Genomic DNA, 11,664 nt, shown 5'->3' with positions numbered 1-11,664 from the left:
CCCTCGCCGTCCTCGCCGTCAGCCCCGGCCGCCGGCTCCCTGCCGGAGGCCGCGTCCTGGCCCTCCTGGGCCCCGTCCGCGTCCTGGCCCTCCTCGGCCCCGCCGGCGTCGGGCAGCGCCTCCGTGGAGCCGTCCGGGCCCTTCGCGGCCCCGTCCGGGTCCTCACCGTCGCCGGAGCCGACGTCCGCCCCGGCATCGCCCGAATCGGCGCCTGGGCCCCCGGCAGCCGATCCGGCGTCGCGCGAACCGGCGTCCGAGCCCTCGGCGTCCGCCTCACCGTCACCCGAGTCGACGTCGTCCGGGCGCCCGGCGTCCGGACCGGCCTCGTCCGAGCCGCCGGAGCCCGCCCCGCCGGTCCGGCCGGTCTCCGGCTCGTCCGTCCCCGTCTCCGGCTCGTCCGTCTGCGACCCGGCGGTCTCCCGCCCCGCAGGCTCAGCCGCGTCCATGGCCGCGTCCGCGTCCGTGTCCGTCGCCGCGCCCCTCTGGGCGTCGTCCAGCTTCAGGCCCTCCGCCTCCGCCGCCTCCAGCAGTGCTCGGCGGGAGAAGACCGCTGTCGCCTGGTCGACCTTCGGGGTGGAGTCCCGGGACAACGACAGACGAGGGTCCGGGGCCGGCCTCGCCGGGCCGGGGGCCGGAATCGGTGGCTCGCTCCCCGGTGTCGACTCCGTCGACGACTCGTACCGCTTCGACCTGTCGGGGGACGTGCCCGCCACCGATGCCTCCTCCCGCGCGCCTCCCGTCTCAGGAACGCGCGCCCAACCGAACCGTGAAACCCGCCGCCCGGACACTAGTCACCCCAGCCACCACCGCGCCGCGCCGGTGTCCGAACCATGTACCAGTGTCCTGTGTGCGGGCTTAACCCCTGCGGTAGACGAGAACGACATACCTAGCGGTTCCACTACATTTCGGTCACGCACTCTCGACAGATGAATGTGAGAGGGGTCACCCTGTCATTCATCCACGCGGGGAGGCATGGATGGGCAGGAGCCGCAGAACGATTCCGGAAGAGCTTCTACTGCTGGCGTTGGACCCGACCACGGGTACCACCGCACAGCCGCAGTCGCTCGACCTTGGTCTGGCCGGAGCGCAGCTAGTGGAGCTGGCGCTGGCCGGACGGATAGCCCCGGACGGGGATCGTATCGCCGTGGTGTCCCCACGGCCGACTGGAGATCCGACTCTGGATTGCGCGTTGGAGTTGCTGCGAAGGCGTGGCGCTCCCGTACGGGCGGTCCACTGGATAGGCGGGCCGCGTCTCGGGCTCCGCCAGACCTACCTCTCGCATCTGGAGCGGTGCGGCATGGTGCATGCCGTGGCGGGCCAGATGTGCGGAGTGCTGCCGACGACTCGCTATCAGTCGAGTCAGACCGAGATCAGCCGGGAGATCCGAACCCGGCTGGACTCCGCGATCCGCACCGGCGTCCCGCCGGACCCGCGGACCGCGGCGCTCGCCGCCCTGGCGCACGCGGTCGGCCTCGGCAAGCACCTGTATCCGGGGAACGAGGGACGCTCGTCCCGCTCCCGGCTGCGGGACCTGATCCGGCACGACCCCATGGGCGGCCTGGTGGCCCACGCCGTCATGGACGTGCAGAACGGCGTGGCCGCACAGCCACGCCGCAGCCCGGCACCGACCGGCCGTCAGGCCGCCCCCGGCGCCAGGCCACCCGCACCGGAACCCGCGCGCGGCGTTCCGATGCAGCCACGCCGCGGCTCGATGGCCCGCGTAGTGGCGCACTGAGAAGCACGCGAAGCATCCGAAGCACGCGCTGAGGCACCGCCGGTGCGCGTGGGAGCCGGACCCCGGAGCCGCGGGTCCCGCCCCCACCGCACCCTGTGCAGCACGCGCGACACCCGCTTCACGACGCCTCGTGACGCACGACTTGCACTGCTTGCACCGCAGGCGCCGAACCAACGGAATGACCCCAGGACCCGGTTCGGGAGCCGCAGTTCGCGCGGGGCGTGTGCGGCCGTACATACGGCCGCACACGCCCCGCGCAACCGCATGTCCGCGTGCGTCCGGGTACGTCCGGCCGGCTGTCGGCCGGTACCTCGCGGCTGCGACCTCTCGTCAGCCACCTCGCGGCTGCGACTTCTCGTGAGCCACCTGTGCGTCATCCGGCGGAGATCCCTCCGCGGCGGAAAAACACCGGCGTAAAGGGCGCGTGCGCAGCGCATATCCGCTGTTTTCCAGCGGTACCAAGCACCTTGGTGGCAATCTGCTCAACAGCAGATACACAAAGTAGAGGCACGCAGCCGGAGGTGCACGTCCCGTGGCGTCCGATGTCAATCCCACCGTCAGGCGACGCCGGTTGGGCCAGGAGCTGCGTCGGCTCCGTGAGCTCAAGGGCATGACCGCCGAGGAGGTCGCCGAGCGACTGCTGGTCTCCCAGTCGAAGATCAGCCGCCTGGAGAACGGCCGCCGCAGCATCAGCCAGCGCGACGTCCGCGACCTCTGCGGGGTCTACGAGGTCGAGGACCAGCGGGTCGTCGACTCGCTGATGCAAATGGCCAAGGACTCCCGCCAGCAGGGCTGGTGGCACGCCTTCGGCGATGTCCCGTACAGCGTCTACATCGGCCTGGAGACCGACGCGGCCAGCCTGCGCGTCTACGACCCCCAGGTCGTCCCCGGGCTGCTGCAGACCCGCCCGTACGCCGAGGCACTCATCGCGGGCGCGCTGCCCGAGACGACGCCCGGCGACATCGACAAGCGGGTCCAGGTGCGACTGAGGCGACAGGAACGTATCTCCGCGCCGGAGGCTCCCCTGCGGCTGTGGACGGTCCTCGACGAGTCAGCGCTGCGCCGTGTCGTGGGCAATCGCTCCCTCATGCGCGAGCAGCTGGAGCACCTGGTCGAGCAGTCCCAACTCCCGCACGTCACCGTGCAGGTGATCCCCTTCGACATGGGCGCGCATCCCGGCTTGAACGGGCAGTACGCGATTCTGGAATTCCCGGACGCGTCGGATTCCAGTGTCGTATACATCGAGGGCGTCACCAGCGACCTCTACCTGGAGAAACCCGCCGACGTGCAGAAGTACAGCGTCATGTACGAGCACTTGAGGGCGCAGGCCCTGAATGTGGAACAGTCACGCCAGTTCATCGCGGACATCGCGAAGGACTACGCGCAACTCCGCCCCCACTGAACGCTCGCTCCAAGCCCTGGTGGGGCTGAAGGGGCCGGAAGATACACCCTCGACACACTCGATGGGAAGACCCCCATGGAATATGCCACCCACCCGAGTGAATAGTCGCTTCGTCAGCGGATGTTGGCGAGTAGCGTCGATCACGCCAAGGAAATCAACGACCTTGGCGCAAACCGAACCGTGGCTTCCGGCAACGGGACAGCACCATTCCACGGCTCGGCGACAGCAACTCAACGACCAACCGGCAAGCGGAGCAGAAATGGCAATTCAGCAAGGCGCCCAGGACACGTGGATCAAGTCGTCCTACTCCACGGGGAACGGCGCGTGCGTCGAGGTCAAGTCCCCCGTCGTCTCAGCCCTGTCCGTGCGTGACTCCAAGGTTTCCGACGGTCCGACGCTGGCGTTCCCCGCCGACTCGTGGAGCGCCTTCGTGGCCGAGGTCGGCCGGGGAGCCTTCGACCTCGCGTGACCATGGTTCACCACGACCAACACCATCCCCATCATCCCAACTTCACATACACCCACTGACAGAGCCCTCTCGACCGGCCCGCCGTCCTGGCCGAGGGGGCTCGGCCTTGCCCTCACCTCACCGAGGGCACAAGGGGGCACGAGGGGCGCCACAGGGGCACAGCGGGATCGCCTCCGGGGCGCCTCGGGATCACCGCAGCCGGTCCACGTACCTGTCCGTCCCCGGCACCGTGGGAACGAACGGCGCCAGCAACTCCAGCCTCCCCAGGCCCGAATCGGCGACCGCCTCGCCCAGTCCGCCGAAGTACTCCTCCCAGCAGTCGCGCGGGTCGGCCTCCAGGAACCACAGAAGCGTGAGGCGGGTGTCGACGCCCTCGACCTGCTTGACGTACGACATCCGGTCCAGGGGCAGCGGGGTGGGCCGGAAGACGGTGACCAGCGCGGCCGGCGACCCGGCGAGCCGCTTGGGCAGATGCCGGGCCCGCAGCCACTCCAGCAACCCGGCCCGCTCCTCGGGCCCTTCGGCGTCGATCACCTGGAGCACGAGCCCCGCGTACGGGTGGTCGAGGGCGTGGAAGTCGCGGGGCCCGGCGGCTCCGTCGCGGTAGACGGTCGCCTCGTGGTCCTGGAAGGCCGTGAAGACGTGCGTACGGTCCTGGTAGACGCGTGCGTCGCGGTTCAGTCGCTTGTTGATGGCGACCGTCCACCTCATGTGGTCGTCGTAGCGGCCGTCGGTGATCCAGTACGTGGAGAGGTAGCAGCCGGCCGTGACCGGCTGGGCGATCTCCGACTTCTCCGGCGTACGCAGGAGTTGGAGATCGCGGGTGGCCACCCAGCGGCGGCCGGAGAACATCCAGGGCATGGCCATCGCGCCCGCGTAGTAGTGGTCGTCCTCGTACCAGCGGTTGTACGCGTACTCGTGGCCCGGGTGCGGCTCGACCATGGTGATCAGGGCGTGGCCGGGCCGGACGCCGTACGGGCCGACGGCGGCCAGTTCGGCGTAGGTGGCGCTGCGGGTGTCCTCACTCGTGCGCTTGGCCTCGCTCATGCGCTTCCCCTTCCGTCCTCCTGCGGTCGCCCATACTCTGACGCTCCGTCAGATAATGCGCCAGAGCCGGGAGGTCTCCGATGCCACTGCTCGCGGGAAAGACGGTCGTCGTCTCGGGGGTCGGGGCCGGGCTGGGTCAGCGGGTCGCGGCGGCGGTCGTACGGGACGGCGGGAACGCCGTGCTGGGGGCGCGCACGGAGGCGAATCTCGCCAAGGCCGCGGCGGACGTGGACCCGGACGGCGCGCACACGGCGTACCGGGCGACCGACATCACCGACGAGGCGCAGTGCACGGCGCTCGCGGCGCTCGCGCGGGAGCGGTTCGGGGGCGTGCACGCAGTGGTCCACGTGGCGGCCTGGGACAGCTACTTCGGGGGCCTGGAGGACGCCGACTTCACCACCTGGCAGGCGGTCCTCGACGTGAACCTGCTGGGCACCCTGCGGATGACCCGGGCCTGTCTGCCCGCCCTGAAGGCGGCGGGCGGCGGGTCGGTCGTCATCATCGGCACACAGTCGGCGGTGGCCGCGCCCTCACAGGTGCGGCAGGCGGCGTACGCGGCGTCCAAGGGCGCGCTGACGAGCGCGATGTACTCGCTGGCGCGGGAGCTGGGGCCGCACCGGATACGGGTCAACACCGTGCTGCCGGGCTGGATGTGGGGACCGCCCGTGGAGGCGTACGTGCGGTTCGCGGCGCACGGTGAGGGCGTGCCCGAGGCGGAGGTGCTGGCGCGCCTCACCGAGCGGATGGCGCTGCCGGAGCTGGCCACGGACGGGGACGTCGCGGACGCGGCGGTCTTCCTGGCCTCCGACCGCGCACGGGCGATCACCGGCCAGTCGCTGCTCGTCAACGCCGGTGAACTGATGCGCTGACCGCCCTCACGGTCACCCTCGCCCAGAGGCGGGGGTGATCTTTTTCGGCCACCCGCCGTTCATGTATATGAACTGAGGTCACCGTTCGGAACTTTTTTGCCCCCTCTTGACCTTCCCCTTCCTTGCCGTGGGCATGCCACCGAACCCAGAGTTCACATGCCTGACCCTGGCGGCGGACCCTGGAAGGGGGCCCATGAACAGTCTCGACTGGGCCGTGCTCATCGGCTACTTCGGTGTGATGGTCGCGATCGGCGTCTGGTCGCACAAGCGTGTGGACAACGTCAGCGACTTCTTCACCGCCGGCGGCAAGATGCCCTGGTGGCTCTCCGGCATCTCGCACCACATGTCGGGCTACAGCGCGGTGATGTTCACCGGGTACGCCGGCATCGCGTACACCTACGGTGTCACGTCCTTCGTGACCTGGTCGTTCCCCATCGCCCTCGGCATCGCCATCGGCTCGAAGCTGTTCGCGCCGCGCATCAACCGGCTGCGCTCGCGACTGCACGTGGCGTCCCCTCTCGAATACCTGAAGAACCGTTACAACCTGGGCACCCAGCAGGCGTTGGCCTGGTCGGGCATGCTGCTGAAGATCGTGGACGTCGGCGCGAAGTGGGCCGCGATCGCGACCCTGCTGTCGGTCTTCACGGGCATCTCCCTGAACCAGGGCATCCTGATCACCGGCTCGATCACGGCCGTCTACTGCACCATCGGCGGCCTCTGGGCGGACGCGCTCACGGAGTTGGGTCAGTTCGTCATCCAACTTCTGGCGGGCATAGCGATGTTCATCGCCGTCGTCGGCAAACTCGGCGACTACGGCGGCTTCTTCGGCGTCTGGGACCGACCGGAGCTGAAGGGCCACGGCGAGCCGCTGGTGGGCCCGTACGGCACGGTCTTCCTCCTCGCCTTCCTGTTCATCAAGCTCTTCGAGTACAACGGCGGCATGCTCAACCAGGCCCAGCGCTACATGGCCACCGCGACCCCGTACGAGGCCGAGCGCTCCGCCCGGCTGTCGGCGGCCCTGTGGCTGGTCTGGCCGCTGGTGCTGTTCTTCCCGATGTGGATGTCGCCGCTGCTGGTGACGTCGGTGAAGGGCGACGGCTCGGACTCGTACGCCCTGATGACCGAACAGCTGCTGCCGCACGGGCTGCTGGGCCTCGTCATCGTCGGGTTCTTCTCCCACACGATGGCCATGTGCTCGTCCGACGCGAACGCCATCGCGGCCGTCTTCACCCGGGACTGCGCGCCGGTGATCTGGCGCCGGGCGCGGACGTGGAGCGAGGGCCAGGGGCTGCGGGTCGCCCGGATCACGACGGTCGTCTTCCTGGGCCTGTCGATGGCGGCGGCCACGCAGGTCAACTCGCCCGCCTTCAAGGACATCATCACCGTCGTCATCAAGTGGGTCGCCGGGCTGATGGGCCCGATGGCCATCCCGATGATGCTGGGTCTGCTGCGGCCGTTCCGCCGGTCGGGGCCGACGGCGGCGCTCACGAGCTGGGCGTGCGGGCTGTTCGCCTTCTGGCTGGTGAACTACCCGATCCACTGGAACGTCGACGGCGGGGTGCCCCTGCAGTACCAGGTGTCCATCCCGCTGGCCGTCTCGCTGGTGCTCTACATCGTCATCGGCTTCATCAAGCCGGAGGACACCCCCGAGCGGCTCGCGATCATCGAGATCATCAACTCGGACGGCGACGGGGACGGCAGGGGCGGGGCCGGCGCCGCTGCGGCCGTACCGGCCCAGGGGAAGGACGCGTCCAGCCCCAGCGGGGTCTGAGGGCGCCGCATGCGGGGGATCGTGTGCGGGGCCCTGACGCAGTGAGGTCTTGACGCTGTGAGGGCCGTGCCCGGGAGGTGATCCGGGAGCGGCCCTCATCGTTGTCGGGCGGAGTGGGGGTGGACCGCCTTCGGTCAGCCGACGTGCGCGGCGATCGTGCGGGCGCAGGTCAGGGATTCGGTGTGGGTGGTGTCGACCTCCAGGTCGTAGTGCACACCCTCGTGGACGATGTCCGCCTGCGCCTCGGCCATTCCCTGGACGCGGTCTCCCCGGGCGATCTCCCGGCCGGCGGCGACGGTGCTGTCGCAGCGCACTCCGACCCAGAGCACGTCCACGCCGTGCGGGCCGTCGAGAAGCTTCCGCCAGCGCTGCTGGGAGGCCGCTCCGCCGAGGAAGACGTCGTCGATGATGACGCGGGCGCCCGCGCGGACCATGGCCACGACGCCCTGGGCCCAGGCCTGCTCCAGTGCGCGGAAGTCAGCCCCGATGTCGACCGCGCCGTCGGCCGAGATCGCGATGCCGCCCTCCGACGTCTGCATCCGCGCGGGCATCGCGTCGATGAGGGAATCGGCCCCGAACGCGAGCCACTGATCGGGCAGTTCGGCCTGCAGACACCGTACGATCCCGGACTTCCCCGCGCTGGAACCGCCGTTGAGGATGATCATCTGAGTGGTCACCGGGCTACCGTAGGACGCCCCGCGCACGGCACGAAACCCATTTCGGGGGACAGGGGACGTGGGGCGGGCGCCGGAGCGGGAAGGGGAGCGCATGGGTGTCGAGGTCGTCGAGCACGAGGTGACCGAGCCCTGGGAAGGCGTCCTGGCCGCTCCCAGGGGTGGCAGCGGTGCCGGAGTTCTGGTCCTGGCGGGTTCCAGTGGGCGCGTCGAGCGGGAGAGGGCACGGCTTCTCGCCCGGCAGGGCATGACGGCCCTGGCGATCCGCTGGTTCGGCGGGCCGGGACAGCCGCCGGGTATCTGTGAGGTTCCTCTGGAGACCTTCACCGCGGCCGTCGACCTCCTCCGGGCGCGCGGGGCGGCACGCGTCGGAATCCTGGGCTCCTCCAAGGGAGCCGAGGCGGCACTGCTCACGGCGGTGCACGATTCGCGTGTGGACGCCGTCGTCGCGCTGTCGCCCACGTCCCGGGTCTGGTGCAACGTGGGGCCGGGCCGGGACGGGGCGCATCGCCCGTACCGGTCCTCCTGGACCTGGCGGGGCCGGGCCCTGCCCTTCGTGCCGCTGGACGATTCCTGGACGCCCTCGGAGTCGGGCGCCGGCGGCCCGGTCGCCGTACGCGGGTGGTACGAACTCAGCGAGCGGACGTTCGCCGAACTGCTCCCTGCGGCCGAGATCCCCGTGGACAGGGCCCGGGCCGATCTCCTGCTGGTCGCGGGCGGCGACGACGCGATGTGGCCGTCCCTGCCCGCCGCCGAGCGACTGGCGAAACGCCGACGCCCGGCGGGCGCCGACGTACGGCTGATCGCCCGCCCCGACGCCGGTCACCGCCCGCGCCTTCCCGGCGAGAGCCCCGCCCCGGCGTCCGCCCGGTTCCGCTACGGCGGCACCCTCGAAGCCGACACCCTCCTGGGCACGACCGCCTGGCCCCATGTCCTCGACGTGCTCCGCGACGGGGACCGACCGCCGCGCTACACGGGCTCACGCACCATGAACACGTCCACGGGGTCCTCGGTCTCCGGGCGGAAGCCGTGGCGCTCGTAGAGGCGTCTGGCCGGGCTTCCCCGCAGGACGTTCAGGCGGACCGGTACGGCGGTGCGGTCGCAACGGGCGAGGAGGTCGTGGAGTACGGCCGTGCCGATGCCGGTGCCCTGGAGATGCGGGGCCAGGTAGAAGTGCTCCAGCCAGTGGGCCTCGGCGGTCGGGCGGAGGGCCACGCAGCCGGCGAAGGCGCCGCCGACCTCGATGATCCAGGTGTGGGCCGGGTCGAAGGAGTCGCGGAAGCGTCGGCGTACGCGGTGGGGGTCGTAACGGCCGAGGCGTTCGAGGTCCGGGCGCATGACCACGGCGCGCAGCTCGGCGATGGGTTCGACGTCCGTCGCCAGGGCCGGGCGTATGTTCCAGTCAGCCATGATCGGCACGGTACCCCGCCCCGGTTTCAGGACGTCACGGCGTCCCGAGCGGGCTCGGGCCACCGCGTGACCGGCCACGACGCGGCGTCGCTCGCCGGACTGCCCACGCCCCCGCGTCCAGCCCCCGGCCGCGGCCTCAGGCCCGCGGATACCGGGTCAGCCAGCCCGGTACCGCGCCGCCCGGGGCGTGCAGGGCGGGGCCCTGGGTCATTTCGAGGGCGAAGTCGTCGGCGAGGACGAGGATCGTGGGGCGGCCCTCCAGTTCCGCGAGCCAGGCGGGGGGCAGGGCGGTCTCGCCGTGGAGGGCGCCGAGGAGGCCGCCCGTCAGGGCGCCTGCGGCTCCCGAGGGACCCCCGTGGTTGACGGCGAGGCACAGGCCGTGGCGTATGTCCTCGCCGACCAGCGCGCAGTACACGGCGACGGCGAGCAGGCCCGCGGCCGCGCCGTCACCGGCGATCCGCTCGACGACGGCCGGGGACGGCGGGCCCTGGCGTACGGCGGTGACAGCCTGTTGCAGCGCGTCGGAGACGGGCTGGTGGCCGGGGCGTGCGGCCAGCAGGACCAGGGTCTTCTGGACGGCGGCGTCGAGACCCTCGCCCCGCGCGAGGGCGTGGACGATGACGGCGTAGGAGCCGGCGGCCAGATAGGCGGTGGGGGCGCCGTGGGTCTGCGCCGCGCACTCGACGGCCAGTTGGAAGACCAACTGGGGTTCCCAGCCGACGAGGAGACCGAAGGGGGCGGAGCGGGCGGCGGCCTCGGCGCCGGACGCGCCGGGGTTCTTGGGGGCGTCGAGGGTGCCCATGGTCCCGTCGGCGAAGCCGAGGAGGCAGATGAGGGAGGGGTCACGGCGGGCGTAGAGCCACTCCTCGCGGGCGAGCCAGCCGTCGTCCTTGCGGCGTTCGTCGGGGCCCCAGTCCCGCTGGGTCGCGGCCCAGCGCAGATAGGCCCGGTGCAGATCGGTCGGCGGGTGCCACACGCCGGTGTCGCGGCGGACCTGGGCGCGGATCAGGCCGTCGACGGTGAACAGGGTGAGCTGGGTGAGGTCGGTGATCGCGCCGCGTCTGCCGTACGCGGAGGCCAGATCGGTCAGCCACTCCGGGCCGTACGCCTCACCGATCTGCGACAGGGTGAGCTGGTCGACCGGCGCGCCCAGCGCGTCACCGACGGCCGCGCCCAGCAGCGTCCCGCGCACCCGGCTGCGGAAGTCCTGCTGCTCGACCCGCCCCCAGACGGCACCGGTTGTCGCACCCACCCCGACCTCCTCACGGCCCTTGCCCGACCCGTACGTCAGTACGTCCGTACATCCGTACGCCCGTACGGCTCGACAGTCCAGCACTGTAATCGAACAGGAATGGTCGATTCTGGTGTCTCACAGAGCGCTAAACATCTCTTAATGCGCAACTGCTCGGAAGGTTCGGTCGGTCCGGACGCCCGACGATCAGCTGTGAACAGGCGGCGTACCCGGACCCCAACTCTCGGAGAATCCGTGCGCCGGCGCAACAGCCGTCGCCGGTCCGTTCACACCGTTTCACTCCGGACGGTCCGAGCGGTCCGGCCGGGCCGCCGCCGCCTCCGCGGCCCGGTCGTACACGTCCGCGATCAACGGGTCGCCGGGGCGCAGCGCCCGCGCCCGCCCCGCGTCGGCCAACGCTCGTCCGGCGTCACCGAGTTCGAGGTGGAGGGCGGCTCGGTGGCGCAGGGCCCAGGCGTACTCCGGAAGGAGGGCGACCGCCGCGTCGAGGTCGGTGAGGGCTTCGTCGTGGCGGCCCAGCCTGAAGCGGGTGACGCCCCGGCTGGCATACGCGGAGGCGTACAGGGGGTCGAGTTCGATGGCCCGGTCGTAGTCGGCGAGGGCCTCCTCGTCGCGGTCGGCGGCGCGCAGGGCGTCGCCGCGTTCGCAGCGGACCCAGGGGGCGTCCGGGTCGAGGGCGACGGCGTGGTGCAGGTCGGCCAGCTGCCGCACGTGCTCGCCCCGGGACCGCCGTACGCGCGCCCGTCGCACCAGGGCCCAGACGTACTCCCCGTCCAGTTCCAGGGCGCGGTCCAGGTCGGCGAGGGCCTCGTCGAGGCTGCCCTGCGCGTGCCGGGCGGCACCGCGCGAGGCCCAGGTCGAGCGGCGTACGGGGTCGAGGGCGACCGCCCGGTCCAGGTCGGCGACCGCCGCGTCGGGGTCGCCGAGGAGGCGGTGGTAGTCGCCGCGCAGGACGAGGGTGGTGGTGTCGTCGGGGGCGAGCGCGTCGGCCCGGTCCAGGTCGGCCACGGCGGCGGCGTAGTCCCCGGTGTCCGC

Annotated in this window: 11 protein-coding genes and 1 pseudogene; 6 read left to right on the top strand and 6 right to left on the bottom strand. The window is 71.4% G+C overall.

The features are described from left to right. Positions 1-713, bottom strand: a pseudogene (locus tag AWZ10_RS15195) (D-alanyl-D-alanine carboxypeptidase); the annotation flags it as partial. Between the two features lie 263 nt (positions 714-976). On the opposite strand from AWZ10_RS15195, the gene AWZ10_RS15190 reads away from it, so the two are divergent. The 3 genes from AWZ10_RS15190 (at position 977) to AWZ10_RS15180 (ending at position 3,606) form a co-directional block, all read left to right on the top strand. Beyond that, a complete protein-coding gene (locus AWZ10_RS15190; protein ID WP_060891308.1) occupies positions 977-1,735 on the top strand; it encodes a GOLPH3/VPS74 family protein in 759 nt (252 codons plus the stop codon). A 532-nt stretch (positions 1,736-2,267) separates the two neighbouring features. Continuing rightward, on the top strand, positions 2,268-3,137 hold the full coding sequence (locus AWZ10_RS15185) for a helix-turn-helix domain-containing protein (RefSeq protein WP_060891307.1): 870 nt from the start codon (positions 2,268-2,270) through the stop codon (positions 3,135-3,137). 259 nt (positions 3,138-3,396) lie between these two features. Continuing rightward, positions 3,397-3,606 carry a DUF397 domain-containing protein gene (locus AWZ10_RS15180; protein ID WP_037705436.1) on the top strand — a complete coding sequence of 70 codons (210 nt, stop codon included), beginning with the start codon at positions 3,397-3,399 and terminating at the stop codon, positions 3,604-3,606. A 189-nt stretch (positions 3,607-3,795) separates the two neighbouring features. Here the strand turns inward: AWZ10_RS15180 and AWZ10_RS15175 are convergent, their stop codons facing one another. Next, on the bottom strand, positions 3,796-4,653 hold the full coding sequence (locus AWZ10_RS15175) for a hypothetical protein (protein ID WP_046706929.1): 858 nt from the start codon (positions 4,651-4,653) through the stop codon (positions 3,796-3,798). A gap of 80 nt (positions 4,654-4,733) precedes the next feature. Here AWZ10_RS15175 and AWZ10_RS15170 point away from each other — a divergent pair, with 80 nt between their 5' ends. Beyond that, complete coding sequence (locus AWZ10_RS15170; RefSeq protein ID WP_046706930.1) at positions 4,734-5,522, top strand: SDR family oxidoreductase; 789 nt, start codon at positions 4,734-4,736, stop codon at positions 5,520-5,522. A 193-nt stretch (positions 5,523-5,715) separates the two neighbouring features. Next, positions 5,716-7,293, top strand: coding sequence for a sodium:solute symporter family protein (locus tag AWZ10_RS15165; protein WP_060891306.1), 1,578 nt, complete (start codon positions 5,716-5,718; stop codon positions 7,291-7,293). A gap of 134 nt (positions 7,294-7,427) precedes the next feature. Here the strand turns inward: AWZ10_RS15165 and cpt are convergent, their stop codons facing one another. Continuing rightward, on the bottom strand, positions 7,428-7,970 hold the full coding sequence (gene cpt, locus AWZ10_RS15160) for a chloramphenicol phosphotransferase CPT (RefSeq protein WP_240439719.1): 543 nt from the start codon (positions 7,968-7,970) through the stop codon (positions 7,428-7,430). Positions 7,971-8,061: 91 nt separating this feature from the next. Here cpt and AWZ10_RS15155 point away from each other — a divergent pair, with 91 nt between their 5' ends. Continuing rightward, positions 8,062-9,009 (top strand): acyl-CoA thioester hydrolase/BAAT C-terminal domain-containing protein, encoded by a 948-nt coding sequence (locus AWZ10_RS15155; protein WP_079104369.1) that lies wholly within the window; start codon positions 8,062-8,064, stop codon positions 9,007-9,009. Here the strand turns inward: AWZ10_RS15155 and AWZ10_RS15150 are convergent. From AWZ10_RS15150 to AWZ10_RS15140, 3 genes are all read right to left on the bottom strand, one after another. Continuing rightward, positions 8,937-9,377 (bottom strand): GNAT family N-acetyltransferase, encoded by a 441-nt coding sequence (locus tag AWZ10_RS15150; RefSeq protein ID WP_046706939.1) that lies wholly within the window; start codon positions 9,375-9,377, stop codon positions 8,937-8,939. The two genes, AWZ10_RS15155 and AWZ10_RS15150, sit on opposite strands and share 73 nt — an antisense overlap. Before the next feature lie 136 nt (positions 9,378-9,513). Beyond that, positions 9,514-10,629, bottom strand: a complete 1,116-nt coding sequence (locus tag AWZ10_RS15145; protein WP_046706940.1) for an ADP-ribosylglycohydrolase family protein — start codon at positions 10,627-10,629, stop codon at positions 9,514-9,516. A gap of 276 nt (positions 10,630-10,905) precedes the next feature. After that, positions 10,906-11,664: tetratricopeptide repeat protein (locus tag AWZ10_RS15140; protein WP_159058278.1), on the bottom strand; the 759-nt coding region annotated here is incomplete at its 5' end.

It is taken from the genome of Streptomyces europaeiscabiei (assembly GCF_001550375.1).
GTDB classification, from domain to species: Bacteria; Actinomycetota; Actinomycetes; order Streptomycetales; family Streptomycetaceae; genus Streptomyces; species Streptomyces europaeiscabiei.
Note: the sequence above shows the minus strand (reverse complement) of the source record. Positions and strands in the feature narration are given on the sequence as shown.